A 25,832-nucleotide genomic window follows, 5' to 3' on the forward strand; every position below is an offset into this window, starting at 1 on the left:
TCACGCTTTTTTATATGCAAGTTTCTATCATTGATATTCATTGCGACAGCTTTGAAGGGTTGTTAGACGAAATTAAAAATTTTGATTAATGTCGGAATTTAATGGATTAAATATATTTTATATGGATTTTTTTTTGGGGCCAAAAATTAGAAGACTATTTAAAATAGTAGCTTACTATTAATATTATTTGACTGCTTTGTTTTTGCATCTTATATACTCCGATGCTAATAAAGTCTGGCCAGATTCAATATCGGAAAACTTGCTGTTTCAGTTAAAGTTATAGCTTATCAGGTTATGTTGTCACTTTGTAAAAGCTGGTGAACATGAAAACTTCAAGCAATGCATTGTTTAATATTACTTCTATAAGTACTGAAGGCCAAGAAATTGTGGTTTCTACTAATCATCAGTTTAGTGATTACTTGGCTCAGTACCCGGATGAATTACCTCAATTAGAAGCGCAACAGTTTACTGAAACAAGTGGAGTAGATGATAGTCTTAACTGTCACTGTTATGCTGTTCGTCTTAATTCTGGATATGACGGGCCGGCAGATCTTTTGGCTCTTTATATGGATGCCCAGGAGGCACATAGTGCTGTTATTGAATGGTTTGCATGTATGGACTACACCGCTACCAATCTAGATCAGGAGCCTGACCCATTTAAACGTAACCCAAGAAAAGAAAAAATTATTGTATTTGGCATAACACCACAGGGGGCGAGAGACATTTTAGCCAGTAATAAGCGCATAAGTGATGAGCTTAAGAGTACTCTTGCGACAGTAGTGAAGTTTAATGATGGTGTTGTTTATCCAACTCACTCAATTTGCCAAAAAATAAATGGTTCGTGGGAATCTAAGATGGGGTCGGGGCCAGTTATTGAAATTGGTGATCCTAAACTCTTAGGCGGTGGAGTATATGGAGAAGCTTGCTTTGTATTTGAGAAGAAAAGGTTTATTACCAGTTGAATAAGGCTGACAAGTTAAATTTAGCTAACTATAAAGAGACCGTTGATAACTTAATTGCAGATGGGAGAGTTTCCAGAGGTAAAGCCTATGTGCAAACTGAGGAGCAATATAAACTTTTGCAAGAATATGCAGCATCTCTTGTACAGGCTGAGTCAGACTATGTGTATTACTCATAATATATAGTATTTAATTAAAAACTGCTGCCTAATCATTATAGGTAGCAGTTTTTATTGAAAACACCGTACTTTGAATTTGGCAACCTCCAATGCTATAACAAATCAAAACTATGGTTAACAATTAATCTAACTTCATCCCGGTCGTTATTATTATAGTCAGTTCGTAATGTTGCCAATCTTAGTCTAAATTGCATGCCTTTTAGAGTACCGCTTTGCAAGGTGTAACGTGCTTCGATATCTCGCTCCCACTCCTCACCTCGACGGGACTCACCACTGATTCCAACTGCTGTTTGAGAAATACTGGAGTCTAGGTCAATGTTGTCCCCTTTGATATAACGGGTCATAAAGCTTAACCCTGGAACACCTACCCCACTGAAATCATAGTCAAACCTTAGTTGCCAGCTGCGTTCGTCTTCATTATTAAAATCGTATAGCTGGGCTGAGTTTGCTAGAAAAATCGAATCAGAGTCGGCTATGTAGTCATACAAATAGTCACCAGTAACCGTTTGATAAGCTACCGTTATACCGGCACCGCCTTTGCTAAGTTTAAAGCTGGCACTACTCGACTTGTTGTCACGGTCTGTGTAGTTAGGATCGTTTGGGTCGCCATCATTAATAGTACGATAATGGACTAAATCCATACTTAAGGCTACATCGTCAGTTATTGAGAAGCGTTGATTATAGTTGTAGTAAAACTGCTTCCAAATATCGTCGTATTTTGAGGTATGAAAACTAATACTGGATGTGTCACTTAAATTATAATCTAAGCCTACAAAGCTGATGTTGTCGGACTCACCATTAAAGCCATACTCAGTTTTTTTGCCTTCTGCGCTGAACGATTCAAAGTTACTGCTGGCTTTGTTTTTTACTTCGGTAAAACGCCCGCCACTTATGGTGAGGTTGCTAATATCATTTGATTGGATACTGATACCTTTAAAGGATTGTGGTTGAGCTCGTGAGTCGCCGTAATAAAGCAGTGGTGAGGTCGTTAATTGGCGTCCCCACTTAATTTCAGTTTCAGCATATTTGGCTTTAAGTAGTGCAACACCAAGAGATGCATAACTTTCTGAGTCACCATCATTTGTATTAAGTAGCAAGCCTGTATCAGCGGTGCCTTTACCAGAATCCAGTTTTAAGGTGCTGAAAATAGAAGCATCTACCCCAATAATATCTGCAAAGTAGCCAGACTCATAATTAAGGAAAAAAGATTGTGCCCACTCTTCACGGTAACTTTGTTTGTCTGAATCATTAGTACGAAAGTCGCGGTTAAAATAATAATTTCGTAGTTGTAGATTTAGTTTTGAATCATCAATAAAGGAATCGGCAGCAGTTCCAGTTATTGTTAGCAATTGGGTCGCACACAATGTGGTGCCTACAAAATATTTATTCAACTCGGTTACTCCTGATATCTATCAGCTCAAGCTTTTTTATATACAAATTTAGCTAAAAATACACAGCAAATGTTTAGGTATTTATTGGTTATGCCTTCGAAGTATATTTCCTCCATAGTGGAGGTGAATAAATCAAAAGTAAGAAATCTTCATAGCCGCTATAGTGTAAAATAATTTCTTAAGATTAACAGCTTTTGTATTACTTTAAATTTCTTATATGTCGATGCTCGTTTGGTTATATCGTTGTGTACGACATGGATTATTAGTGTCGTATACTATTGGAATGTATGGCTTTAAATTATTTTTATCGTGATCATGCAGGATCAAAGGGGGCTCATTAACTTTTTTGAATCAGTTGTATATTGAGGCTTTTCTGCATAAATTGATCGGTTACTAAATCAGCTAACGTATACTGTTCAAGTGAGCTGATAAATGCCATTTGAGCCTCACGCAGAATTCCCTTAAGTGTACACTGAGGGTTAAGACGGCATTCTTCTTTTTCGCAATTGATTAGAGGGGTAAGGCCCTCTATTTCTCTGATAACATGACCCAAATTAATTTCAGTGGGATCGCAGGCAAGCTCAAAGCCACCATTTTTGCCTTTATAGGTTTTGATATAGTTAAGTTTGGCTAGGTTATGTACAACTTTGCGCATGTGCTCAACCGAGACATGATAGAATGCAGCTACACTTGCCATCGTAATTAACTGCTCACGGTTAACTGACGCGTAAAGTAAAACGCGGATTGAGTAATCAGTAAAACGATTTAGCTGCATATTGGATAACTACCGGGTGTTAACGTTAACAACACCATTCTATCCTATCTTACTGTAGTGTTGTATGGCTTTTGGTTCGTTTAATGTTATCTAAACCAGACCGACTAGACAGAAAGTCTCGTCAGACATCAATGACTTGGGGGCTTCAGCGATGTTGGGCAAGCCTTGGTAGCTTCAAGGCTTGAAGGGAGAGAAGCAAAAGCTTACGCCAGCAAGTGCGGCAGCTTGATTAACTGGTATGGGTATAATTAGGTATTACGCTTTTCTATACTATTCATGCTGGTTATATATTGCCCTGTAAGGTAAGGCTTCAATGAAAGTTATTGGCAAGGGGGCGTCAAGTTTCAGGCCTGATATGGGTTGTCTACTCAAGGTATATTAGCTTGCTGAGTAATAGGAAAAGGCTTTGTCTCTGAACCGGTATAAAGTGTACGATGTGGAAATGGTATTTCAATGTTGTTTTCGTCAAATGCGTTTTTAACCTGTTGAATCATGCCATTTTTTAATGCTAAAAAATCTTCGCGCTTTGCCCAGACGGAAAGTTGAATATTAATGGCTGAATCGCCAAAACCTTGCAATAAATAAAGTGGCTCTGGGTCTTCTAAACACAGTTGAAAATCATCAGCTACTTTTAATAGCACTTGTTTAACTTTGGTTAAGTCCTCTTTATAAGCCACGCCAACTACTAGATCAAAACGACGAATTGGAAATCGGGTGAGGGTAGTGACCTCTGACTTTATGATAGTTTCGTTGGGAATCCTTACAAATAGGTTATCAAAAGTACGTAACTTGATTGATAATAAGTCAATAGCAAGAACCTCTCCTGTGGTTGAACCAACTTTGATAACATCACCTACTCCAAAAGGTTTTTCACCGAGTAAAAACAAGCCGCTGATTATATTAGAAGCAGAAGTTTGTGAAGCAAAGCCAATAGCCACAGATAAGATACCTGCGGCGCCAAGAATAACGCCTAAATCTACATTAATTTGTTGTAGGGCAGTAATGACAAAAAGTACAACAATCAGGTAATAACTAATTCGTTGAAATAAAAGTGACTGATGTTTGGTAAGTTTATCTTTGCTTAATGTGGCAATTGCTTTAGTCGCTAGTTTGGCTAAAATAAAGCCAATAATGATAAAAGCAATGCCAATAAATATTTGATTAAAACTTAAGTTACGTAGAGTTTCCATAGCTGTAAAAAAATAGTAATTTAATAAGATTGATTAGGAAAAAAATACATCATATGCTCGGGTTATAAACTTTTCTTCAATGGGTCTGCGGGGGACAGAAACGTTTTCCCATTGTTGCAACTGAGAGGCAGATGTATTGCTCGTATTAGTAAGCTCGTCTGCTATTGTATAGATTCCAGAAGCTGCCCCATTATCAGACTTATCAGCAGGTGTGATACTGGTGTTGTTAGTTGTAGATAGTTTAATTTGATTACTATTTTTTAATTTAACTAAAGTTACGCCTGATGCCCAAAATAAACCACTACTGTTACGGTACAAACCTAAAGCCGGTACGGGTATATTGATTTTTTCAACTTTTAAAATTTCTGGTTGATTATTGATTACAGATACAGGAACAATCGCTCGATAGGGCTTTAATGTTAATGATTCCTGGTTAACCAGCGCATGGGTTTTGCTGGCATAACAAAGCTCTCCTTCTAAAGTATTGGGGCCAAACCAGGTATTCGACAACTCACGTATAGGAAGCTCACATAAGGTTTTATAATCATCCTTATTATTATTAATACTTTCTATTGTAGGACTTTTGACGCTTACCCTAAGCCACAGTGCTACACTAACGTATAGGGTTATCTGCTCCTCTGGCATTAAGGTAATGCTGACAATGGGTTTGGCAACAAGGTTACGATCAGGCAATGTAGGGGTGATTGTCAGGTCTTTATGAGTACGGCTAAAGACAAATCGCTTAAAGTTGTCATCATCAGTTAAACTGCATTCTCCACACCAGGTTAACACTTCATTTCGCTCAGCTTCAGGGTTTATATTAAAGTGCTTATAGTGGACTTGCCATTCATGTGGTTGCCGCTTTAAGCTAAACAGCAATGTGCCAAAATCCCAGACTTGGTTTTTTCCCATGGCGAAAGTCATATCGCCCCACCATCTGGTAGAAGCACTTGGCTCTAATATAAGTTGTTTGGTGTTGGCATTTATATGCATAGTGTATAGGTTATATCTGAGCTAATGTTTTTAAAGCATGCAGAAATGCATTAACTGATGTTATTGGTGCTGACTCCATCATGGTATGATAACCCGATGTAGGTATTTGTAAGGTTGTGCCATCCACCAAGCCGTTAGAGGCGGCAATAATTCTGCCCATCTCTGTTGAACCTATGGAGTTAGGTGCTTCACCTCGTGTAACTAATGCTGTATTTGCTTGTTCTACATACTGGTCTTTAAATAGTGCTTCAATGCTGTGTTGCTGACAGAGTGATGCTAATTGTTGGGTTAAGACTTGATTAAATAGTGCATTGGCATCTTTATTCCTTAACACCAGGTGTTGCTGTTTAGCACTTGCAAAATCTTTGAATGGACTGGTGTCTACTACAATCAATTGGTTAGTAGAACCACCAAACCGACGAAACCATTCCAACAGATAACGCCAGCTTTTACCTGCTTCTTCTTGTGCAGTAAAAAAAGCGGTGCCTTGAAACCCTAACTCAAATAAATAAACGAGTGCTGCTGCTGTTAATACATTGTCTAACTGGCCAATCAGCGCCTCTGATGTGACAGTTAACTTGTCGGTAAATGCAATAGGTGTGCCCGCTACTAAGTGTTCTAGGCCACTTAACTCGAAGATTAAGTTATTCCGAAACTCACAAATATATGTACCACAGATTTGACCTTTGCCTCGATAAGTGCCTGACCAGGGCTCGTAGGCATAGACAGGAGTATCTTGAAAGCGATCAGATATCTTTTGCATTAATTGCTCGCTTACTGAATTGCCGAGTAAATCAGAACGAGCGCCTGCAATAAAAGCTGCATATTGAAACTCATTGGGACCTGTACACATTAGACCATGTCGATCAATATGAGCTGAAAACATCAGGCTGTTGGGGGAACTTCCCTGGGCAACTAAGACACCTTCATACCAGGTAACATGGGCACCACGTTCTTCAAGTTCACGTTGTAATACACGAAAGAAGGGGTGTTCTGCGCCTACGACAGAAGGGTTACGAATAAGTAATGATAGTAAGTCCAGAAAAGAAGCTGGAAGGCTGGCTTCTGAACTATTCCATAGTGATAAGTGGTGATTTGCCATCGGCTTTTATTGTCCTAAAAGTAGCAATAAATACTTAAACAAGAACCAGACCTAAGCAAGGTTAATGTGAACCTGTTCGGCGTATGTCTACTATAGCCTTATTTGTGTTTTAACTAAAAATAGTTTGTGTTGACAATATATGAAATGTTATTAGGTTTGATTGGCATTAGCTAGCCCTGCTATTCGTTGATTTTCTTTCAAGAAAATACAGGCAGCTAAATCACCTACGACATTCACTGTTGTTCGCATCATATCTAAAATGCGATCTACTCCTAGCAATAATGCAACACCTGCAGATGGAATACCGACCGATTCTAATATCATAGCTAAAATAATAATGCCGGCACCGGGTGTGGCTGGTGAGCCAATAGAAGCAGCAACACTCATAAAAACCACCAAAGCATAACTCATGGTGTCGAGTTGTACTGAAAATACCTGAGAGAGAAATACAACTGCTATAGATTGATATAATGCAGTGCCGGTCATATTAACTGTTGCACCTAAGGGAATGACAAACTTGGCAATATGAGGGGGGATATTGAGTTTATTTTCGGCTGTTTCTAACGAAAGTGGCATGACAGCGGCAGAACTGGAAGTAGAAAATGCCATTAATAAAAGCTCTTTCGACTCTTTGATAAAGTGCTTAGGTATGATACCGCTGACTGATTTGATAAAAAATAGATAGCAGCCACATAATATCGCCAGCCCCAAAATGACGGTTAACATATAAACAAACATACCAGCAAGTATTTCAATACCAACCATGGCGGTTAATCGTGCAATCAAACCAAATACGGCATAAGGTGCTAGGACCATTGCCCAGGAAACGATCTTCATACACAGTTCTTGAATTGAAATCATCAAATTAAAAATTGGCTCGCTTTTTTTAGTCGCTAGATTAAGCAGGGCTATACCAATAATCGTGGCAAATAGAATCACCTGTAACATCTCTCCATGTACCATGGACTGGGCGGGATTGACTGGTAACAGGTTTAGTAATGTATGAGGTAGTTCAGCGATAGAGGGAATTTGCATGGTTTTGTTAACAACAGCTGGCGGCGCAGGCTCACTCATTAAGCTGACTTTCACTGCTGCTCGGTCTACAAAATCACCGGGGTTTATAAGCCCAGCGATCGTTAATCCAATAACTGAAGCAATAGCTGTGGTTACCACAAAAAATAGCCCACAACGAATTCCCATTCGCTTTAATGTTTCCAAGTCGGAAGTGGATGTTAAACCGCGAATAATGGACGTAAAGACTAATGGCACAACAATCATTTGTACCATTGCTATAAATAATTTGCCGGGTAATGCGAGCCAGCCAACGATTACCAATGAAGTTTCTTTTGAAAATAAAGCAAGGTCGGGGCCTAATAAAATACCCACTATTATTCCCAAACCAAGGCCAATTAGCACTTTTACCCATAACCGGCCTTCAACTAACCGGGCTAAGGCGTCAGGGATTAATCGAAATGAAGGAAGTTGTTTTTCTAGCTGACTAAGACTCATACCATTCTCTCGATTTATATCTGTTCTGGTGTTGGTTTGTGGGACGATGTACTTATAATGCCTTCAAGTAGCCTGCCTAAAATATCAGAGCCAGTAACAATTCGTTTGTTGGTGCCCCACAGCAGTATTACATCATTGACTAATAAATCTCCCCACGCTTTCCACTGGCTGATAAGATAACCTAATTGAGCATGGTTATCTTTAATAATCAATGGTTTCAGCACATAACTGATAGGATCAAATGGAGGGTCATCAAATAAGGCGCCGCTGGTAAAACGGTAGGCGTTAATGATAGCTTGGGGCGTTTGGGTTTCATCAACAATGATAATCCATTTTTTTCTAGCACTATTTAGAAGTCTAAGAAAAGGGTCATCGGGATTACAAGTAATATCAGGAAATACAGGTTTACCCTCTTTGAAGGATAAGGCAATAATACTCTTTGGGCTAACTATCTCTCCCTCATCTTTCACAGGAATATCATCGAGTGCTAAGAAGTTAATTACTCCTGTACCTTCAATATGGCTGATATCAGTTTTAAAAGAGGTAATGTGTAATTTGATGAGTTGGTAAAAGTCATCTTCTTTAAAGTAATTAATTGACTCAGGGCCAATCCAGCAATCGAGTAGTTTTCCAGTTGGTGTAGCAACAGGGTAAAGAAGAACTTGGTAGAATCTTAAAACAGGTGAGAAAAAAGAAGCTGCTTTTATCGCATGCCGAGAAAAATAGGCTTGCGGCATAATTTCACCTAAAATAGTAATTGCGACTGTAGAGAATAGAAATGCGGCAACCCCTGCGAGTAAGTTATCAGACAACAGTGTTAATAACACATTAACACCCACATTACCCCAAAGGATAGTAGCCAATAATCGATTAGAATCTTTACGTAAAGCGAGTACTTGCTTGGCTTGCTCATTCCCCTTTGCTGCTTCTATTTCAAGCCGTAAGCGAGTAATGCTAAAAAAAGCCAGGTTTAAACCCGAAAACATAGCTGACTGAGTGATGCAAACAAGTATTCCTAGCCCTATCAAGAAATCCATAGGATAATCCTTAAGTCTTGCTTTAGTTGTAATAAATGTATCCAAGCTAGCGTCAGTGTAAGTAAACTAAATATTAAAAATATGTAATAAAACATTTATGAATTTCCCTTGTTTTTTCTGGTTAAGATTAGCTTTAGGTATTTTTCCCTTATGACACTCTCCACAGAGCTTTGCTTGCTCATTAGAATCATTTTAGGTGCTTGCTGCACTGAATCCGTAACTGATAATTGACCTGATTCGTTTGCCAATCAAATTTGTACCTAAAATAGATTAGATGTGGCCAATAATAATTAATTAACAATGCTATGGGGCAACATGAAATTCACTGACTATTACCAAGTTCTGGGGGTTAACAGGGATGCCCCCCAGGATGAGATTAAAAGAGCTTATCGTAAGCTGGCGCTCAAATACCACCCTGACCGGAACAAAGCAACGGATGCAGAGGAGCGTTTTAAAGAAGTCGGGGAAGCCTACGAAGTATTGAAAGACCCGGAAAAACGCGCTGCCTACGATCAGTTAGGTAACAACTGGAAAGCGGGACAGGACTTTCGACCACCGCCAGACTGGGATGAAGGGTTTGAATTTCATGGCGGTGGTTTTACAGATACAAGAGCAGAACACTTTAGTGAATTTTTTGAGAGTTTATTTGGTCGCGGTGGTTTTACCCGGGGTGGTAACCGCAGTGCTTACCGGGAATTTCATACTCGGGGTGAGGATGCTCATGCCAAGATAGTGATTGATATTGATGATGCTTATCAAGGCACCACGCGCACGATAACGTTAAAACAGTCAGTCATAGGTAAAGAGGGCAGGCCTGAGCTTAAAGAGAAGACCCTCAATGTGCGTATTCCCAAGGGCATCAGCCAAGGCCAATACATTCGACTTGAGAAACAGGGAAGTGGGGGCGTTGGTAACGGTGAAGCCGGTGACTTGTATCTGCAAGCAGAATTTCGTCCACACTCCTTTTACCGAGTTGAGGGAAAAGATGTTTATTTGACTTTGCCGGTAGCACCTTGGGAAGCCATTTTGGGAGCGAACGTGAAAATACCCACGCCTTCAGGCAGGGTGGAACTCAAAATACCGGCCAATTCCAAAGGTGGCTCCAAATTACGCTTGAAAGGCCGGGGAATTCCAGCGAATACGCCTGGGGATCTGTATGTAGTATTGGAAATCGCATTACCTAAAGCTGAAGACGAGGCAACAAGAAAGGCGTACGAAGCGTTTGCCGGCGCTTTGAATTTTAATCCACGAGAAAATCTGGGGGTGTGACCATGAAGAAAACATCCATGGTGGTTATCTCTGGCGTGCTTATCGATACAGATACAGAAATCAGTATGGCTGAGTTATGTCATGCCTGTCATATCTCGGCTGAACAGCTGATGGAGCTAGTTGATTACGGCATTGTTGAACCATGTGGCGAACGAAAAAAATGGCGTTTTGCTGCCACCAGCATCGTACGGATTTACAGTGCCCAGCGACTAAAACAGGATTTAGGTATTAATACTGCAGGAGCCGCATTGGCCTTGGACCTTATTGAAGAAGTTGAGCAATTGCAGATAAAGTTAAACATTTTGAAAAGCTAATGTGAGTGATTAGAATATAAGAGAAAGGTCGGGTCTGTCAGACACGATTACTCAGCAAAAAATAGTTAATGAGTGAACAAAATATTAGTGCACCCTTGGACATGACAGAAGTCAAGGCAAAAAAACAGTGATAATTGTAGGACATACTATATTTAATAAGTGCATATTAATAGGTAGTAAATCAGTGATATACAAATTTATTATAGTTTTGATAATACTCTTTTTCTTTCTTAGATTATCAAGTGCTGAGATTATCTTGATTTCAGGGGGGAAATCGATTTCTGCTGAAAATAACGATATGATTGGAGTTGTTTTAGAGTAAATAATAGATAATGCTTATATTGTAAAATTAGAGGCAGCTACTGACTTTGCTGAAAAGCTATTCAAGTTTACATAAAAATGTCTAGGAGCTGCTCCTCTGTCAATAATTGGTTTTGGCATTCCAATAGTGAGAGATCAAATAATTATTTATAGTTATACAAACAGATTTTGTATAGTTGGTTTTAGAGAAGCATGAAGCATAATTTCTTGTACAAAAAATAAACTCAGTTAAACAGTAGTAAAATATAGCTGACTACTTAACTTAATCATTATTGATTGTAAATTCGTTACTATCACTTTTATAACAGTTTACTCGGTATTCAATAGCATTGATTACCAACATAAAAATAATGATCATTAATTTTATGATGGGGAATAGAATGACAGATTTCTTGAAGTCTTCAGCTTTAGTACTGGCGCTGCTTAATCCTTTCCTTTTAATCATCTATTTGATTGATGTAGTTCAAAAACTTGACCGCATACAGTTTGCTCGTGTGCTAGTTCGTGCTGGCCTGATTGCGACAACAGTCTTTTGGGTTTTTGTGGTCCTTGGCGATACGGTCTTTTCCGGCCTCATGCAAGCCCAGTTTGCTTCATTTCAGATTTTCGGTGGTGTTATATTTCTACTTATTGGCTTGCAGTTTGTCTTCCGTGGTCCTACGGCAATTGAGCTCCTACAGGGAGAGTCCGATCATCTTGTGGGAGCAATTGCAATGCCTGTTCTCATTGGACCAGGTACTATCAGTGCAAGTGTCATTATAGGTAAACGACATGATGCAATATTGGCATGTGGAGCAGTTCTTATTGCAGTTTTAATATCTCTATTTATCATGTTAGGACTTAAGGCCTTACACGATGCTGCTCGAACACGTCATGAGCCGCTGATCCAGAGGTATATAGAAATCGCAGGCCGTATTACTGCATTATATGTGGGAACTGTGTCTGTTGAGATGATCATGCAAGGAGCTAAAGCTTGGTCTCAGCATTTTTGAAAACTAATATAAACAATGCTGCAGACAGTTTTTGATCTTGGAATGGTAAGATCGAACCAAAAATAGAAACTGCGAAAATGGGATTGTCAAAGTCGAATTGTCACAGGAATCTGTCTTTGGAAAGCATAGTAAAAACGGTTTTATGCTCAATGTTAATAAACCTCAACATAAGTAAGGAAAGAAGACTGAGGTAGGCTACTTTTATAATGGCTCAACGAGTCAATCTCAACAGGACTTAGATTTTCCACTTCTCGCGTTGGTTGATCTTAAATTGAGTACAACTTTTGCTTTCGATTTGCGTCAAACCATCGATCAAGAAAATAAAATACGTGTTGAAGCCTATGCAGAACAAGTAGTGGAATTAGCACCACAGCTTCTAGAACAAGGCATTTAGCCATATATATGAAGTAAGTTGCCAGTAATGTTTAAACTTCCAAAAATAACGCAAAAAACCTGTCAAGTAAAATTACCATTTTTTTTGAGCTGAATAGTTACCTAAATATTAAAAATATGTAATAAAATATTCATGAATTTTCCTTATTTTTTCTGGTTAAGATTAGCTTTACCCTTTTTATGATGGTTAGCTAATAACGTATGACAATAATAGCCAACTTATCGTTTTACCAAGTTAAAAATAGTGATTGTCGTTAACAGAAGTAGAAATAAGCGTCAAAGTGCTAGCCAGAGCAAAAGGTATGCTTAGGAGAAAAAGGTGATCTTTAATTTAGTGGGCTCATTAGGTCTGTTTTTATTGGGTATGTGGTTAATGACAGAGGGGCTTAAATTAGCTGGTGGTAGAGCCTTAGAACAGTTATTAGCCAAATGGACATCTAATCGACAACGAGGCCTGTTTTCTGGCGTCTTAATAACAGGTTTAGTACAGTCATCCAGTGCGGTTACTGTTGCAACTATCGGCTTTGTTAATGCGGGTGTCCTCACATTTCAACAAGCATTATGGGTCGTTTTTGGTAGTAATGTGGGGACAACGTTAACAGCTTGGATTGTAACCCTGTTTGGTTTTACAGTTAAAATTGATGCGTTTGCATTTCCTTTAGTAGGTATCGGTGCAGCCTTACGGATTTTTTTCCCTTATGAAAGAGGTAAAGCACTGGGGATGGCGTTGGCTGGTTTTGGTTTACTTTTTATGGGAATTGATGCCCTTAAGGAAAACTTTTCGGGTTATGCCAACCAAATTGATATCACCAGTTTTTTGGCTGAAGGTGGTCATGAAGTCTTGTGGGGCCTATTTATTGGTTTTATTTTAACTTTACTTACTCAGTCTTCAAGTGCAGCAATAGCTATTATTCTAACTGCAGTTGCCAGTGGAGTAGCGGGTGTTCAGGTAGCTGCTGCAGCAGTTATTGGGGCTAACATTGGTACCACCTCTACAGCACTTATTGCCAGTTTGGGGGCAACTGTTAATGCAAAACGACTGGCATGGGCTCATGTAGTTTTTAATGTACTTACAGCAGCAGTAGCACTTATCATGTTGCCAGTATTCTGGCCATTAGTAACTTGGATAGCAGGGTTAACTGGGAAAGATGGCAACTTGACAATTTTGTTGGCTATTTTTCATACTTGTTTTAATATTATTGGCGTGCTGTTGATGTGGCCTATTGAACCATACCTGTCGCGTTTCCTATTAGCGCGTTATAAAAAGCCAGTAAAAGGACACTTTAAATCATATTTAGATGCCAATATTGCCGCTGTACCTGACTTAGCCATTCGGGCAATGGTGTTAGAACTTAATTTATTACTTGAAGAAGTCGGGCAACTCAGCTTTGTTCGTGAAAAGAAGCAGGAAGAAATACAGCAGATTAAAAGTAGAATTGAACAAGTTAATGTATTTATTAGCTTATTGTTGAAATCCAGTCTGGCTAAAGAGCAAGGTGAAATAGTCACTAATGGCCTTGCAGTGGCTTATCGGCTATATAGTGCATGCAAATTATATGCAGAAGCTGTCTTGCTATATCAGTCGATCCGGCTTGGCCGATTAACAGCGGTGGAGTATTTGCGCCAATGGTTAGTTGCTGTTGATCAGGTTTCTTATACACTGCATCATTGTGACAACGTATTAGAGGAGGAACAGTTAACGAGTTTAATTGAAAAATATGATGTGCTGAAAAAACAGATCATTGCAGCAGTTGTCGATGAAAAAGCAGAAATACATATAATAGATCTCGCTTTACAGGTTGCCAGTTTAAGCCGTCGATTTATCGAGCAATTGTCTCAGGCGAATACGATTTGTAAAAGTTTAGCTGTAATAGTGGTAGCTGAGCCCACTGAGGATGGTTCTTCGGTTTTAAATTTACCAGCTGAATTGTAGGTTAGTGATGAAAGACTTATATATCTCTATGAAGTTTACGTAACCCTTTTACATGTTTTTCAATAATTTCCCATGCTTGATTAACACTTTCCACGTAGGAAAAATAGTTTAAGTCATCTTCATTAATCATTCCTTCTTCAGTTAAGACATTCCAGTTTAACAGCCGCTGCCAGTAAGCTTTACCAAATAATAAAATTGGCATGGGCTTTATTTTTTTAGTCTGTACTAAGGTAAGCGTTTCAAACAATTCATCTAGAGTGCCAAAGCCACCTGGAAATACCACTAATGCTTTGGCTCTTAGTAGGAAGTGCATTTTGCGCATAGCAAAGTAGTGGAAGCGAAAGCAAAGTTCAGGGGTTATATAAGGGTTTGGCTGCTGCTCTTCTGGTAGTATTATGTTAAGCCCCACTGACTTTCCCTTTGCATCATTTGCTCCTCGGTTAGCCGCTTCCATGATACCTGGTCCGCCACCTGTAATAACATACAGGTTTGGTATATCACCTAACATGGATTGCTCGGTGATTATTTTGGCTAGAGCTCTTGCCTGGATATAATAGTCAGTTTGTTGTTGCCGTATTTTAGCTTGCTTATATTGACGTTTAAAATCTGGATTACTGGGTTGTTGGGCTAATAATTGTTTTGCTTCAAATAACTGCTTTTTTGCTTTTTTTGGCCGAAGCATACGAGCACTACCAAACATAACCACTGTGTTATTGATATTATGGTCATTAAGGATTAGCTCGGTTTTGCTGAGTTCCAGTAGGAGCCTAACGGGTCTCATTTCATCCCTTAGAACAAATGCTTTATCATCATACGCTAGCCGAAAAGCAGAGGAAGCCATTAACTGCTTACTGCATTCAACGCGCTTGGCGTGTTCTACATCATCAGCTGCGCTGGGAAAAACCCTACATTCAAATTCATTTTCTTCAGACATTGGTTACCTTTACCATTCGTGCTGGGTATATGTTCAAAGCGATTTAATGTGCTGGATTGAAAAAGGCTTGGTTTCAATGCCAGTATAAAGTGTTCGATGTGGAAATGGTACTTCAATGTTGTTTTCGTCAAAAGCCTCTTTAACCCGCTGAATAATGCCATTTTTTAAGGCTAAAAAGTCTTCACGATTAGCCCAAGCTGAAAGTTGGATATTAATGACAGAATCACTAAACCCTTGTAATATATAGAGGCTCTGGATATTCTCAACACAGGTGATAGTCATTAGCTACTTTTAATAGAACTTACTTAACTTTGGATAAGTCCTCTTTATAAGCCTCGTCAACCACTAAGTCAAAAGACGGATTGGAAAACGGGTGAGTGTAGTGACCCCTAATTTTATGATTGTTTCGTTAGGAATTCTCACAAATAAATTATCAAAAGTACGTGATTTTATTGATAATAAGTCATTAGCAAGCACTTCTCCGGTTGTTGAACTAACCTTTATAACATCGCCTACACCAAATGACTTTTCACCGAGAAAAAATAAACCACTGATTATATTTGAAGCGGAAGTTTGTGAAGCAAAGCCAATAGTAACAGATAAGATACCTGCGGTACTAAGAATAACACCTAAATCTACATTGATTTGTTGTAGGGCAGTAATGATAAAAAGTGCGACGATAAGGTAGAAACTAATTCTTTGAAACAGTAATGACTGGTGCAGAGTCAATTTGTCCTTGCTTAATCTGGAGGCTTCCTTGGTAGAGAGCTTAGCTAAAATAAAGCCAATGATAATAAAAGCAATACTGATAAGTATCTGGCTAAAAGCTAAGCTACTTAGTGTTTCCATAGTTGTGCAAAATTGTGATTCAACAAAGGGTTAATTAGGAAAAGAATACTTCGTATGCTCGGGTAATAAACTTCTCTTCAGTTAATGATTACTGATTAACAAACGCATGGGTTTTACTGGTATAATAAAGTTCACCTTCTAGGTGTGTTGGGTCCAAACCAGGTATTCGACAACTCTCGGATAGGTAGTTCGTGTAGTGTTAGATAATCGTTTTATTGTTTTTAACACTCTCTATTGTAGGGCTTTTAACCCTAACTCGAAGCCACAACGCTGCGCTGATATAAAGGGTAATCTGTTCCTCTAGCATTAAGGTTATGCTGACAATCGGTTTGGCTACCAGGTTTCGATCTGGCAGTATAGGAGTAATTATCAGGTCTTTATGGGTGCGACTAAAGACAAAGCGCTTAAAATTGTCAGCATCGGTTAAGTCGCATTCTCCGCACCAAGTTGATACATCATTTCTCTCTGCTTCAGGGTTTAAATTAAAATGCTTGTAATGGACTTGCCATTCACGTTGTTGACGCTTCAAACTAAATAGCAATGTACCAAAATCCCAGACTTGATTTTTTCCCACAGCTAAAGTCATTTCTCCCCACCACTTGGTGGAGCTACTTGTTTCTAGCGTAAGTTGATTGATGTTGGTGTTCATTTGCATAGTGCTTAAATATTCATAAAGGTAGATGTCAGTTGTAGTTTAATTTTTATTAACAAAAAGTGAAGCGCTATATTGTTGCTTTGCCCAAAAATAATATGATTCGATGAAGTGCTCAGTTTAATACGTCTATAATAACCTAACTTATCATGCTCGTATGGAAAAGTTTTGATATGGCAACAATAAAGTTTATTGGAGCTGCTCAAGAGGTAACAGGTTCTTGTCATTTATTGGAGTCCTCTGTTACCGGTAAAGTGCTGCTGGATTGTGGAATGCATCAGGGGGGAGATGCTGTAGAAAGGTTGCAACATGAATCATTTTTGTTTGATCCAAGACAAATTGATACAGTTATTCTTTCCCATGCGCATATTGATCACTCAGGATTATTACCGAAGTTAGTGCATGAAGGGTTTAAAGGCAAAATATATTGCACAGAGGCAACGGCTGAACTGCTTGATATTATGCTGAATGATTCTACTAACCTTTATCTGCGTGACCTGGAAAAAGAAAACTTGCGACGTGCTAGAAGAGGGAAAAAAACCTTAAAGCCGCAGATTGTATCAAGTGATGTGGGTAAGGTGTTAAAGCTTTGTAAACCACAGCCTTATAATAAGCCGTTTGCTTTCTCTGATAATGCAACTGTTGCTTTTCATGATGCAGGTCATATTTTGGGTTCAGCTATTATTGAAATTAAACTTCAGGAAAAGCAGCAACAAAAAACTCTAGTATTTTCAGGTGACTTGGGCAAAAAAAATACAGTGCTAATGAATGACCCAATGACACTTACCCAAGCTGATGTGGTGCTGATGGAAGGCACTTATGGCAATCGCGATCATCGTTCTCTTGATAATACCATTGACCAACTAAGGGATATTCTACAAGAAGCTTGGGATGATGGCGGTAATGTTTTAATTCCTGCATTCGCGGTTGGTAGAACCCAGGAGCTTTTGTTTTATTTAGGTTGCTTGAACCATGAAGGTGTCTTGGATAATTGGCATGTATATCTGGATAGCCCCATGGCAATTCAAGTAACCCGAATTTATGATCGCTGGTTGCGCACTTTGGATTGTGAAGGTATTAAACCACTTTGTTCAGGTGATCAAACGTTATTAGGCAAATTTCTTCCTAAACTTCATTTAACTGTAAAGCCAGAGGAATCTATGGCCATCAACAATATAAAAAATGGCGCTATTATTATTGCGGGTAGTGGTATGTGTACTGGGGGGCGGATTAGACATCACTTTAAACAGCGGATTTGGAATAAACTTAATCGGATTATTTTTGTAGGGTTTCAGGCGTATGGGACGCTTGGTCGGATTTTGGTTGATGGTGTCAAACATATACGACTGTTTGGTGACGAGTATGTTGTAAAGGCTCATATTGAAACCTTAGGAGGCTTTTCTGCGCACGCTGGACAAACTGAATTAATTGAGTGGATCAGCCAATTTAAAAATAATCCCCGTATTATGTTGGTGCATGGTGAACCTGAAGCGCTGGATGCACTCTCTCAAAAATTGTGGGATGAAAAGGGGATACAAACAGATATTCCCCAACGGGGTCAAAGCCTAGCGTTTTAAGCTCCTGACATAATGCTGTCAGGAGTATTACTGTATATTGGTAAGAGACTCATAAAAATTAATTAGGAAATCTAGTTTATGGCAAAATATGAAGGAAGTTGTGGGTGTGGTCATGTCAAGTATGCGTTTGAGGGGGAGCCGATTAACGCTGCATTTTGCTACTGTAAAGAGTGCCAGAAGCATACAGGGTCAGATAAGTGGTTCGGATTATGGGTACCCAAAGATAAATTTGCCTTTACCAAAGGGGAAACCAAGTCTTATACCCGTAAAGGAGACTCTAGTAAAGATATACACCATCAGTTTTGTAGCCGTTGCGGTACGACAGTCTGTGTTGAGGTGACAGTAGCTGGGTTTTACTCTGTTTCTGCGTCAACATTAGATGACAGCTCTCACTTTTCTCCGAAAATGGCTATTTATACCGCCTCAGCACCTAAGTGGGCAGTATTTCCAGAGGATGTCCCTAAGTTTGATATTTTACCGCCAGAGTTTAGTTAGTAAAGTCTTCCATAAGAGAGGTTGTCGCAAAAAAGTGCTAAAGGCCATCCATGGCCTTTAGCACAGCGGAAGAATCCATATCAAACAACTAACGCACACTAGCAGTAATTGTGATGCCTTTGTGGGCTGATACTGCAGGTAGCGTAATTAAATAGTCTTTGCCTGCTTTTGCATTTTTAATCGTTACTTTTTCTGTGTTACCTGGATTAGTAGAGCCAAATACAATATCAGGTCTTGATTCGTAATGCTCCTCATGAGGAAATTGGCCTAAATCAGCTGATACTAATAAATCGGCATTACCTGTGCCTCCTTTCATTGTAATTTCCAACGTTTTGCCAGCATCAGTTTGAGGTAGGCGAATGTAATAGTGCCGGTAGTGGTCTTTATTAGGAGCAGGAGTGACACATAATGGTTTGCTGTCGAAAATGGCCACATCATGACTTGGCTTTTGATGAGCACAGGCCCCCTGGCCGTTGTCATGATCGCCATGGTCATCGCCATCACTATCTTGATAGTCTGCAGTTAGTGTTACACCAGAAAAATCTTTGTCACTATTTAATAGTACATACCAAGAGCCAGCTAATCCCATTTTGGGATTTTTAAATAAGCAAGTTTCGTTTGTGCCATGTTCAAGTGGACGGCAGTCAAATTGAGTTAAATTTGGCTTTTTGTTATGCCTGACATAAAGATCAACATCGCCTTGGCCACCTTCAACTGAAAACTTAAGATTGCTGGGTTTTCCATGAACATGAATGGTATACAGCTGTTGTTTACCTTGGCTATCATTCAAATTGCTCGCGGGCTTTCCTTTGAACAAAGGCTTTACAGGTAGTCGATTAATATCATCATCGGGAGGCGTGGGTTTGTCATTGTCATCCCCGTCATCGGGTGGATTGGGTTTGTCGTTGTCGCCATCTCCATCATCGGGAGGATTTGGCTTATCATGATCATCGCCATCATCCGGTGGATTGGGTTTATTATTGTCATCTCCATTATCAGGAGGAGTGGGTTTGTCATCATCAGGTTTGGATGGTGTTCCTATAGTGTCTTCACTAATATTTTCAGATAGTAAGTTGCAGAAGGAAGTAGTGATATAATCCATGCTTTGATGAATTCTTAAGTAATCAATGTCGTAGTAGCTTTCTCTTGCTGTTTGTCTGGCTTCATTACGTAGCGTAAAGTTCGCAAAAAGTTTATGAGTTAGATGGTCTTTGAGTGTTGAAAAGGGATTGCCGCAACTCGTCATAGACCAGGATGAAGGGTTACCTGCCAATATTGCATTTAGCTGGTTATTTTCTTTAGCTAATTCCATTAAAATGGCTAAATCGATGACTTCTCTTAAACGGCCAACACCTGTATTCCAATCTAAGTCTTGGCGTTTGACGTCTTCAGTTGATAATTTATGTAGAGGTAGCTCATGTTTAGGATCTAATCCCCATAAGCTTAATATGTCACTCCAATGAGCTGATCCATTATAACCTGTGGTTTTACCTTTTTTACTTTCAATTAGCTGTTTAATTTTATCCTTAGCTTGTTGGCTTAATACACCTGCTGATGTATCACAATAACTAAGGGCTAAGTACTCTTCTCGCAAACCATTATAATTAGCTGATTTTTTTGCTCGTTTGTGAATACTACTAGCAACCGCCCCGGCCAACTCATTGTTAAAAATAGTAAGCGCTGGTCCATATACATGGTTGGGTAAGTGCATTGCAGTACCTGCTTTATCGAAATAATAGTCAGGAATTTTTAACTGATGAAAACGTTCGTTATTTTGTTGGCCTTGTTTAATTCGGGTTAATGTTGCTGCTTGACGGTTTGTAATTTTTTCATTGCCGCGGCCATCATCTGAAAATATACCCGGCCAGTCTAGATATTCCCCCCAAAAAGGTCTTGCCGGTTTACCGTGGCATTCTTGGCAATCAGTGTCATTTTTACCCATTTTAGGGGTGCCACTACTGAAGTCTAAAGCTCTAAACACCCAATTTCCTTTATTGTCAAGGTGAGCTATATCGACAATCTCATAGCGAGGATCAGATTTTTTAGTGCTGATATTAACCATAAAACGAGCATCTGAACCAAACATTAATAAACCAGGGTGATTAATATCGGTTTGCCCTAGTGCTCGGGATTTTTCAATGATTGAATAGTTCTTATGCATACTGTCGGGTAATGCATCAATAAACTCTTTAGCATTGCGAATACCTTTTTCCTTAATAAAAGGCATGACTTTATTTATATCTAATGGCAGTTTCCCATTAGGTGAGCCTGGGTCTGGATTTGGAATAGGCACAGCAAATTTTTCAGGGGCTGGTGGGCATGTATTTGCATGGCTGACAGAGCAAATTAATGAAACGCATAGGCTAAGTAGTAAGGGTGAACAAAAAGCTTTAGATGGCTTCGTCACTTTATTATTTAATGTTTTTATACGCATGTTAGGCTCTCACTTCAGTTTGCTGAATTATATGAAAACCATAAGTAGCTATTGATATAACTAGTACACAAATAAGTACAAGACATATTAGATACACTTCTCAAAATATTTATTGCTCAAAAAAACTGTGTTATGGAGTTGTTATCTTTACATTTGAGATTATTTGAACTATAGGTTTGTGTATACAAATAGTTGTTGAATAAAAATAAATATTGTCTTCTAGAGTAATTCTTGAGAGACAAGCGTGTAGAGTAAACTTAAAATTTAAGATCATGGCGTAAAATCATGAAATTATACTTTGTTCAGCATGGGATTGCTGCTGCTAAGGAAGTTGATGAGAACAGGCCTTTATTGGAAATCGGTTATAATGATTCAAATAAAATAGCCATTTATTTAAAGCAGCATAACATTGAGATTAATAAAATATGTCATAGCGGCAAGTTGCGGGCTAAACAAACAGCAGAAATATTCTCGAAACAATTAAAGGTTGATAATGTTATTGAAGTGTCAAATATGTCACCAAATGACGATCCTGACTTTTTAATTGGAGGCTATCTGGAAGAGAAGTGTATGTATGTTGGGCACTTGCCAAACCTGCAAAAAGTGGTTGCTCAATTGGTGGCTGGTGATCAAGAGAGAGATGTCATTAAGTTTCAAAATTCTGCCATTGTTTGTTTGGAAATAGAAGAGGATAGAGGAAGGGTGTTATGGTTTATACCGCCAAGTATGTGCTGATAAACTAAATGGCTGGGGTGAAGAGCGACGGTAACAAAGCCTAAAAATCATTCGCGAAGAGTATAGTATTCTTATCTGGTAGCATGAATCATTAGTGATGCCTATAAGAGATTTATTTGATTCGAGCTGTTTATGTATAATTTTATAGCTTCTAACAAAAAGTTAATCTACATAGTTGTTTTAATACTGACTCGATCTATTCAATGTGTTACAGCTGGAACATTACCGCTAGCTACTGGAGAATGGCCTTCCTTTACATCAAAAGATTTGAAAGGAAAAGGGGTTAATACTCAATTCATTACCGCCGTCGTAAAAGAAATGGGGATGGAACCTGAAATCACTTTTTCAGAAAAATTACGACTGTTATTTGATCGAGCTTTAATACGAGTTAATCAAAAGGGTGTTGAAATAAGTCTAGTGTCCGATATGGAATAACAGGATATTCTTCCGCCGCTCTTGAAGTACCATCCCTGGCCCATCAAGAGCTAAAGCGACTTCCTTGTCGCAGCTATAGAACATCCCGTCACCCCATATCCGCTAGCTTTTACGATAGCCTCAGTTAACTGGGGGAACAGTTGGCTTATACTTTTAATGCATTACTGCCAATATCAGCATAGTAAGATAATAGCCTTCCATCCCGGTAAAAGTTGCTTTCATCTTGGACGACTGTTATTTTACCTGAGCGGTTAGTTGTGTATAGCTTAGATGAAGAGGCTGTTGGTGATTGCTCAATATTATTTCCATAAAATCGATCAAGCTCGGCTTGGCGGGCTGCACGATACGCTTCAATTTCAGGGTTTTCTTCTGACAGTGACTTATTGATAGCAGACATACCTTCTAACCAGTTAGATGCTTGTACTACTTTAATATTCTCCGGTTTATGCTGGTAAGGGTTTATACTAATATCATTAGCAAAGAGAACGACTTTTATTTTATGGCCACGCTGTTTACTGAGCGCGCTATAGAGCTGATCGATATCTTGTTGTCTAAGATTGCTGCAGCTTAATAGATCCAGGTAGTTAGTTTTTCTATCGATAGCATCTTTAAATGCAGTTTCTAATTGACTTGAGTCAATATGCTGCTTACCTGTATTGTTGTCAGTTTGCTGAGAGGCGACATCATAGTCTGTTGTTCTGGGCCTAATGCAATCAAAAATTTTCATTAAATTATTCACTTCTCTGTGAGCAGTATTTAAATTTTTCCCTTTATACCTATAAACAGTATGAAGCTCTTAAAAAATTAGTCATTTTTTTTGATAAAAAAACTATTTGATCCAAGCTGGAATTGTTTTTTTAGACTGTAGTAAGTTGTTGATAACTTATTTGGCTGATTTTTAAAATTTTCTAGGGTTAGTAGACCCTATCAGTAGTTTTCAGTCAAAATAGAAAGGTATAAGTAGATTTGTTTGATATGTGTAAAATTATTATAATAATATGCTAGCTATTTCTTTGTAAGAGGTAGCTATCTAACTTGTTTGTATCAATTGGATTAGAGGGTGTTTATTAGTATTTAGGTATATTTAGTAATATGAAAGTAATAAAAGTATGGAGAGCTATGCTTTATAGAGATGGAGGCTCATATGGCTTTTGCTTTGACTCTGAAGATGGAAATTGGTATGAATTTTTCTTGAAAAATAGAGCATTTGAAAAAAATGTTGATTGTTACCACTCTCCTGTTATTTATTTTGAGGGGCACAATAAAAAAAATGCAGTAAAACACTTGAGTTGGTCTGAAGCTAAGAAGTTTGTTGCCCCATTAAATTACAATAATGAGTGTTTTAAGAGGTTAGTTAGAATTGTCAATAATGCAGGGAAAATAACTGAGTGATGTTTTAAGATACGGCCGAGACTCTTGATGTATTAAGCAAACAGAAACTCGGCCTAACTCCCTTTATTTGTAATATTTTATAAGCCGCCGGTATATAGTGACTTTAAGCAGTTACTATTTCCATTGCTGTATTTAAAGCAATGATTGCCCCTAATGGAGTGTCGCTGAACTGGCCTGGGTAGTTTGTATTCCTGTCTTGCAAGAGATCTTCTGATGATATGATTTGTACCCCCATAGTTATAGTGATCACCTTTTCTCTCAACGAAAGCGACACTAACATTCGATATTTTACTCATTTCATTTGGATAAAGTTGTGTTATACAGAATCCTTTGCGATCAGGCGTAACACTACAGCCTTGGTGGGTTGCATAAGCATGTTTGGTAAACATACAAACAGTAGAAAATACAACAAAAACGAGTTTATTCACTAGCTTAACTCCTATTTAATCAATTTGCAGTCATTTTTATAATATTTGACCCAGTGGCTTGGGCTAACAGCCTCATCATTATGCTCGATGTAACTGAAGTTGGCACTGATATCCTTAAACATGGAATTGTAATCTTGAGGGTAAGCCGCCTTGTATGAGTCAATTCCTTTGGCAATGACTTCAAACATTATTGACTCAGATTTATCACGAGCAATTATGAAATCTTCAATTTCATATCTTTGTACTGGTGAATTAAATGTATGATTTAACAGTTTTTTACAAAACGCTTTATAATGTTTGATTGATTCTTTTTCAGCATTAGAAAGTGTTTTTACCGATTTGTCATGAAATGCAATAGCAGAGTTTTCAGTAATACTGGCATCACTGGCAAAGCGTTTTAATTCTTCAGGCGTCATTGATGCTACATATTTCATTGAAGCATAGACTCCCTCTTGCTTGCTATTAAGATATGGTTCAACTTCCTTTAAACCCATCTCTTCAGTTGAGTGAGTGGCAGTAATAGGACTGTCAAATAATATTGGCTCTGCTGGTCTATCCTTTGGTTTAGCGATTTGCCATGCGGGTGGAATTTTTTCATTGCCATTTTCGGTATTATTTATTTCACTAATGGCATGGTTTGCCATTAGCAATACTGAGGTAGTAAGTATTGATATTATTTTCACTTCATAAATCCTTTTAAGCTAAATTAACAAATTTTTCCTTCAACCGCTGAGCCAAGCGGAACACCTTTATATCTCATGTATACACTTGCAGCAGCATCACCTGTACGTATAGATGTTGAGCCATTAAACTGTTTTTCTTGCCAGCGCTCACTAGGCCCCCAAAATCTAACTAGCGAGTGGACTAATGTACTACCTAAGGTTTTTATATCGATTTTAAAGCTTGTTGAACCTATATGACCCATTATACTTGTTTGTGGACTCCACACCATTGGCGGCGCATAGCCAGCAAATCGTTTACATGATGCAATAGCTAAGTCTCTATCAGGGGTGGTTACTTTTTTTTTGGCATTAGCAGAAGGCTGTTCATCTGAATCTAATATAGGGCCTTCAACCTGTTGGATTTTACACTCTGGGCCTACTAAAGAACCAGGAGGTACATCAGGTACGACAGTAGGATCTGTAAACAGTTTTGCTTCAGAGCATTTCTTATAAATAGTGTTACCAAATTTATCAAAGCTTTTATAGGTACCTGTAAGAACATAAACACGTCCATCTAGCCCATAAATTTTTCCACTAGACTGTTCCTGATGTAAAGAACGAGTATTGATTGTTATTGCCTTACCTTCAATATCAACGGCATTTCCTGCTGCTAAAGCAGGTTCAATAAATAACAAAGGTAAGGTTAAACCAATAAAGGTATTTTTCTTCATAAATGACTCCGTCGTGTCTTAATTTGTTTTCTGATACAGAGATACGCTATCTATAAGTCAAAATTTTTTCAATGGAATGTGAAAATTAAAATAAAGTATTACTTGAAGTTATTGTTTATATGATGCAAATAAATGTATATTGTTTTTATGT

28 protein-coding genes are annotated in these 25,832 nt (G+C 38.5%); 12 read left to right on the plus strand and 16 right to left on the minus strand.

The window, feature by feature from the left end; genetic code table 11:
• Positions 1 to 323: 323 nt before the first annotated feature.
• Both OQE68_RS16255 and OQE68_RS16260 read left to right on the plus strand, forming a co-directional pair.
• Positions 324 to 962 (plus strand): DUF7689 domain-containing protein, encoded by a 639-nt coding sequence (locus tag OQE68_RS16255; RefSeq protein WP_180570947.1) that lies wholly within the window; start codon positions 324 to 326, stop codon positions 960 to 962.
• Positions 959 to 1,138 carry a hypothetical protein gene (locus OQE68_RS16260; RefSeq protein WP_180570948.1) on the plus strand — a complete coding sequence of 60 codons (180 nt, stop codon included), beginning with the start codon at positions 959 to 961 and terminating at the stop codon, positions 1,136 to 1,138. Before OQE68_RS16255 ends, OQE68_RS16260 begins: the two co-directional genes overlap by 4 nt.
• A gap of 92 nt (positions 1,139 to 1,230) precedes the next feature.
• Here OQE68_RS16260 and OQE68_RS16265 read toward each other — a convergent pair whose 3' ends face one another.
• The 7 genes from OQE68_RS16265 to OQE68_RS16295 all read right to left on the minus strand — a co-directional run bounded on the left by OQE68_RS16265 (position 1,231) and on the right by OQE68_RS16295 (position 9,135).
• A complete protein-coding gene (locus OQE68_RS16265) occupies positions 1,231 to 2,529 on the minus strand; it encodes an OprD family outer membrane porin (protein WP_180570949.1) in 1,299 nt (432 codons plus the stop codon).
• A gap of 337 nt (positions 2,530 to 2,866) precedes the next feature.
• The gene (locus tag OQE68_RS16270) at positions 2,867 to 3,304 is read right to left on the minus strand and encodes an RrF2 family transcriptional regulator (RefSeq protein WP_180570950.1); all 438 of its coding nucleotides are present in this window, start codon (positions 3,302 to 3,304) and stop codon (positions 2,867 to 2,869) included.
• Between the two features lie 368 nt (positions 3,305 to 3,672).
• Positions 3,673 to 4,494: a mechanosensitive ion channel family protein gene (locus OQE68_RS16275; protein ID WP_180570951.1), complete on the minus strand. Its 822-nt coding sequence runs from the start codon at positions 4,492 to 4,494 to the stop codon at positions 3,673 to 3,675.
• 33 nt (positions 4,495 to 4,527) lie between these two features.
• The gene (locus OQE68_RS16280; RefSeq protein WP_180570952.1) at positions 4,528 to 5,418 is read right to left on the minus strand and encodes a DUF432 domain-containing protein; all 891 of its coding nucleotides are present in this window, start codon (positions 5,416 to 5,418) and stop codon (positions 4,528 to 4,530) included.
• 79 nt (positions 5,419 to 5,497) lie between these two features.
• On the minus strand, positions 5,498 to 6,589 hold the full coding sequence (locus OQE68_RS16285; RefSeq protein WP_180570953.1) for a peptidase M42: 1,092 nt from the start codon (positions 6,587 to 6,589) through the stop codon (positions 5,498 to 5,500).
• Between the two features lie 150 nt (positions 6,590 to 6,739).
• Positions 6,740 to 8,098 carry a dicarboxylate/amino acid:cation symporter gene (locus OQE68_RS16290; RefSeq protein WP_180570954.1) on the minus strand — a complete coding sequence of 453 codons (1,359 nt, stop codon included), beginning with the start codon at positions 8,096 to 8,098 and terminating at the stop codon, positions 6,740 to 6,742.
• A gap of 14 nt (positions 8,099 to 8,112) precedes the next feature.
• Entirely contained in the window at positions 8,113 to 9,135 is a 1,023-nt protein-coding gene (locus tag OQE68_RS16295; RefSeq protein WP_180570955.1) for a DUF21 domain-containing protein, read from the minus strand.
• A gap of 315 nt (positions 9,136 to 9,450) precedes the next feature.
• Between OQE68_RS16295 and OQE68_RS16300 the strand changes: the two genes are divergently transcribed.
• The 5 genes from OQE68_RS16300 to OQE68_RS16320 all read left to right on the plus strand — a co-directional run bounded on the left by OQE68_RS16300 (position 9,451) and on the right by OQE68_RS16320 (position 14,357).
• Positions 9,451 to 10,404, plus strand: coding sequence for a DnaJ C-terminal domain-containing protein (locus tag OQE68_RS16300; RefSeq protein ID WP_180570956.1), 954 nt, complete (start codon positions 9,451 to 9,453; stop codon positions 10,402 to 10,404).
• Positions 10,405 to 10,406: 2 nt separating this feature from the next.
• Positions 10,407 to 10,718, plus strand: coding sequence for a chaperone modulator CbpM (locus OQE68_RS16305; protein WP_180570957.1), 312 nt, complete (start codon positions 10,407 to 10,409; stop codon positions 10,716 to 10,718).
• Between the two features lie 701 nt (positions 10,719 to 11,419).
• Positions 11,420 to 12,031, plus strand: a complete 612-nt coding sequence (locus tag OQE68_RS16310; protein WP_180570958.1) for a MarC family protein — start codon at positions 11,420 to 11,422, stop codon at positions 12,029 to 12,031.
• Between the two features lie 271 nt (positions 12,032 to 12,302).
• Positions 12,303 to 12,425 (plus strand): hypothetical protein, encoded by a 123-nt coding sequence (locus OQE68_RS16315; protein WP_255491050.1) that lies wholly within the window; start codon positions 12,303 to 12,305, stop codon positions 12,423 to 12,425.
• Positions 12,426 to 12,743: 318 nt separating this feature from the next.
• Complete coding sequence (locus tag OQE68_RS16320; protein WP_180570959.1) at positions 12,744 to 14,357, plus strand: Na/Pi cotransporter family protein; 1,614 nt, start codon at positions 12,744 to 12,746, stop codon at positions 14,355 to 14,357.
• 16 nt (positions 14,358 to 14,373) lie between these two features.
• Here OQE68_RS16320 and OQE68_RS16325 read toward each other — a convergent pair whose 3' ends face one another.
• The 4 genes from OQE68_RS16325 to OQE68_RS16335 all read right to left on the minus strand — a co-directional run bounded on the left by OQE68_RS16325 (position 14,374) and on the right by OQE68_RS16335 (position 16,789).
• Positions 14,374 to 15,291 carry an LOG family protein gene (locus OQE68_RS16325; protein ID WP_180570960.1) on the minus strand — a complete coding sequence of 306 codons (918 nt, stop codon included), beginning with the start codon at positions 15,289 to 15,291 and terminating at the stop codon, positions 14,374 to 14,376.
• A gap of 33 nt (positions 15,292 to 15,324) precedes the next feature.
• Positions 15,325 to 15,573, minus strand: a complete 249-nt coding sequence (locus OQE68_RS30875) for a mechanosensitive ion channel family protein (protein WP_219340193.1) — start codon at positions 15,571 to 15,573, stop codon at positions 15,325 to 15,327.
• 63 nt (positions 15,574 to 15,636) lie between these two features.
• Positions 15,637 to 16,140 carry a mechanosensitive ion channel domain-containing protein gene (locus OQE68_RS30880; RefSeq protein ID WP_219340194.1) on the minus strand — a complete coding sequence of 168 codons (504 nt, stop codon included), beginning with the start codon at positions 16,138 to 16,140 and terminating at the stop codon, positions 15,637 to 15,639.
• Positions 16,141 to 16,339: 199 nt separating this feature from the next.
• Positions 16,340 to 16,789 carry a DUF432 domain-containing protein gene (locus OQE68_RS16335; protein WP_180570961.1) on the minus strand — a complete coding sequence of 150 codons (450 nt, stop codon included), beginning with the start codon at positions 16,787 to 16,789 and terminating at the stop codon, positions 16,340 to 16,342.
• Between the two features lie 176 nt (positions 16,790 to 16,965).
• Between OQE68_RS16335 and OQE68_RS16340 the strand changes: the two genes are divergently transcribed.
• Positions 16,966 to 18,369 carry an MBL fold metallo-hydrolase RNA specificity domain-containing protein gene (locus OQE68_RS16340; RefSeq protein WP_180570962.1) on the plus strand — a complete coding sequence of 468 codons (1,404 nt, stop codon included), beginning with the start codon at positions 16,966 to 16,968 and terminating at the stop codon, positions 18,367 to 18,369.
• A gap of 78 nt (positions 18,370 to 18,447) precedes the next feature.
• The gene (locus OQE68_RS16345) at positions 18,448 to 18,864 is read left to right on the plus strand and encodes a GFA family protein (protein WP_180570963.1); all 417 of its coding nucleotides are present in this window, start codon (positions 18,448 to 18,450) and stop codon (positions 18,862 to 18,864) included.
• Between the two features lie 88 nt (positions 18,865 to 18,952).
• On the opposite strand, the gene OQE68_RS16350 is transcribed toward OQE68_RS16345, so the two are convergent.
• The gene (locus OQE68_RS16350; RefSeq protein ID WP_180570964.1) at positions 18,953 to 21,298 is read right to left on the minus strand and encodes a PPC domain-containing protein; all 2,346 of its coding nucleotides are present in this window, start codon (positions 21,296 to 21,298) and stop codon (positions 18,953 to 18,955) included.
• A gap of 285 nt (positions 21,299 to 21,583) precedes the next feature.
• Here OQE68_RS16350 and sixA point away from each other — a divergent pair, with 285 nt between their 5' ends.
• Both sixA and OQE68_RS16360 read left to right on the plus strand, forming a co-directional pair.
• Positions 21,584 to 22,033: a phosphohistidine phosphatase SixA gene (gene sixA, locus OQE68_RS16355; protein ID WP_180570965.1), complete on the plus strand. Its 450-nt coding sequence runs from the start codon at positions 21,584 to 21,586 to the stop codon at positions 22,031 to 22,033.
• A 132-nt stretch (positions 22,034 to 22,165) separates the two neighbouring features.
• Positions 22,166 to 22,468: a hypothetical protein gene (locus tag OQE68_RS16360; RefSeq protein WP_266195699.1), complete on the plus strand. Its 303-nt coding sequence runs from the start codon at positions 22,166 to 22,168 to the stop codon at positions 22,466 to 22,468.
• Between the two features lie 145 nt (positions 22,469 to 22,613).
• Here the strand turns inward: OQE68_RS16360 and OQE68_RS16365 are convergent, their stop codons facing one another.
• Positions 22,614 to 23,195, minus strand: a complete 582-nt coding sequence (locus tag OQE68_RS16365) for a hypothetical protein (RefSeq protein ID WP_180571321.1) — start codon at positions 23,193 to 23,195, stop codon at positions 22,614 to 22,616.
• 365 nt (positions 23,196 to 23,560) lie between these two features.
• Between OQE68_RS16365 and OQE68_RS16370 the strand changes: the two genes are divergently transcribed.
• Positions 23,561 to 23,860, plus strand: a complete 300-nt coding sequence (locus OQE68_RS16370; protein ID WP_180571320.1) for a hypothetical protein — start codon at positions 23,561 to 23,563, stop codon at positions 23,858 to 23,860.
• Positions 23,861 to 23,937: 77 nt separating this feature from the next.
• On the opposite strand, the gene OQE68_RS16375 is transcribed toward OQE68_RS16370, so the two are convergent.
• From OQE68_RS16375 to OQE68_RS16385, 3 genes are read right to left on the minus strand one after another with little or no spacing between them, the layout of a single operon-like run.
• Positions 23,938 to 24,288 carry a hypothetical protein gene (locus OQE68_RS16375; protein ID WP_180571319.1) on the minus strand — a complete coding sequence of 117 codons (351 nt, stop codon included), beginning with the start codon at positions 24,286 to 24,288 and terminating at the stop codon, positions 23,938 to 23,940.
• Between the two features lie 11 nt (positions 24,289 to 24,299).
• Positions 24,300 to 24,971: a hypothetical protein gene (locus OQE68_RS16380; RefSeq protein WP_180571318.1), complete on the minus strand. Its 672-nt coding sequence runs from the start codon at positions 24,969 to 24,971 to the stop codon at positions 24,300 to 24,302.
• Positions 24,972 to 24,994: 23 nt separating this feature from the next.
• Positions 24,995 to 25,681, minus strand: a complete 687-nt coding sequence (locus OQE68_RS16385; protein ID WP_180571317.1) for a hypothetical protein — start codon at positions 25,679 to 25,681, stop codon at positions 24,995 to 24,997.
• Between the last annotated feature and the right edge of the window lie 151 nt (positions 25,682 to 25,832).

The sequence above is a fragment of the Spartinivicinus marinus genome (assembly GCF_026309355.1).
GTDB classification, from domain to species: domain Bacteria; phylum Pseudomonadota; class Gammaproteobacteria; order Pseudomonadales; family Zooshikellaceae; genus Spartinivicinus; species Spartinivicinus marinus.

Bases quoted from the DNA above. Each gene is read 5' to 3' on its own strand.
- OQE68_RS16285 (WP_180570953.1), bottom strand. From the start codon at position 6,589: ATGGCAAATCACCACTTATCACTATGGAATAGTTCAGAAGCCAGCCTT.
- OQE68_RS30875 (WP_219340193.1), bottom strand. From the start codon at position 15,573: ATGACTATCACCTGTGTTGAGAATATCCAGAGCCTCTATATATTACAA.
- OQE68_RS16340 (WP_180570962.1), top strand. From the start codon at position 16,966: ATGGCAACAATAAAGTTTATTGGAGCTGCTCAAGAGGTAACAGGTTCT.
- OQE68_RS16300 (WP_180570956.1), top strand. From the start codon at position 9,451: ATGAAATTCACTGACTATTACCAAGTTCTGGGGGTTAACAGGGATGCC.
- OQE68_RS16345 (WP_180570963.1), top strand. From the start codon at position 18,448: ATGGCAAAATATGAAGGAAGTTGTGGGTGTGGTCATGTCAAGTATGCG.
- OQE68_RS16335 (WP_180570961.1), bottom strand. From the start codon at position 16,789: ATGAACACCAACATCAATCAACTTACGCTAGAAACAAGTAGCTCCACC.
- OQE68_RS16275 (WP_180570951.1), bottom strand. From the start codon at position 4,494: ATGGAAACTCTACGTAACTTAAGTTTTAATCAAATATTTATTGGCATT.
- OQE68_RS16270 (WP_180570950.1), bottom strand. From the start codon at position 3,304: ATGCAGCTAAATCGTTTTACTGATTACTCAATCCGCGTTTTACTTTAC.
- OQE68_RS16310 (WP_180570958.1), top strand. From the start codon at position 11,420: ATGACAGATTTCTTGAAGTCTTCAGCTTTAGTACTGGCGCTGCTTAAT.
- OQE68_RS16305 (WP_180570957.1), top strand. From the start codon at position 10,407: ATGAAGAAAACATCCATGGTGGTTATCTCTGGCGTGCTTATCGATACA.
- OQE68_RS16280 (WP_180570952.1), bottom strand. From the start codon at position 5,418: ATGACTTTCGCCATGGGAAAAAACCAAGTCTGGGATTTTGGCACATTG.
- OQE68_RS16385 (WP_180571317.1), bottom strand. From the start codon at position 25,681: ATGAAGAAAAATACCTTTATTGGTTTAACCTTACCTTTGTTATTTATT.
- sixA (WP_180570965.1), top strand. From the start codon at position 21,584: ATGAAATTATACTTTGTTCAGCATGGGATTGCTGCTGCTAAGGAAGTT.
- OQE68_RS16295 (WP_180570955.1), bottom strand. From the start codon at position 9,135: ATGGATTTCTTGATAGGGCTAGGAATACTTGTTTGCATCACTCAGTCA.
- OQE68_RS16360 (WP_266195699.1), top strand. From the start codon at position 22,166: ATGTATAATTTTATAGCTTCTAACAAAAAGTTAATCTACATAGTTGTT.
- OQE68_RS16370 (WP_180571320.1), top strand. From the start codon at position 23,561: ATGAAAGTAATAAAAGTATGGAGAGCTATGCTTTATAGAGATGGAGGC.
- OQE68_RS30880 (WP_219340194.1), bottom strand. From the start codon at position 16,140: ATGGAAACACTAAGTAGCTTAGCTTTTAGCCAGATACTTATCAGTATT.
- OQE68_RS16290 (WP_180570954.1), bottom strand. From the start codon at position 8,098: ATGAGTCTTAGTCAGCTAGAAAAACAACTTCCTTCATTTCGATTAATC.
- OQE68_RS16350 (WP_180570964.1), bottom strand. From the start codon at position 21,298: ATGCGTATAAAAACATTAAATAATAAAGTGACGAAGCCATCTAAAGCT.
- OQE68_RS16255 (WP_180570947.1), top strand. From the start codon at position 324: ATGAAAACTTCAAGCAATGCATTGTTTAATATTACTTCTATAAGTACT.
- OQE68_RS16325 (WP_180570960.1), bottom strand. From the start codon at position 15,291: ATGTCTGAAGAAAATGAATTTGAATGTAGGGTTTTTCCCAGCGCAGCT.
- OQE68_RS16365 (WP_180571321.1), bottom strand. From the start codon at position 23,195: ATGAAAATTTTTGATTGCATTAGGCCCAGAACAACAGACTATGATGTC.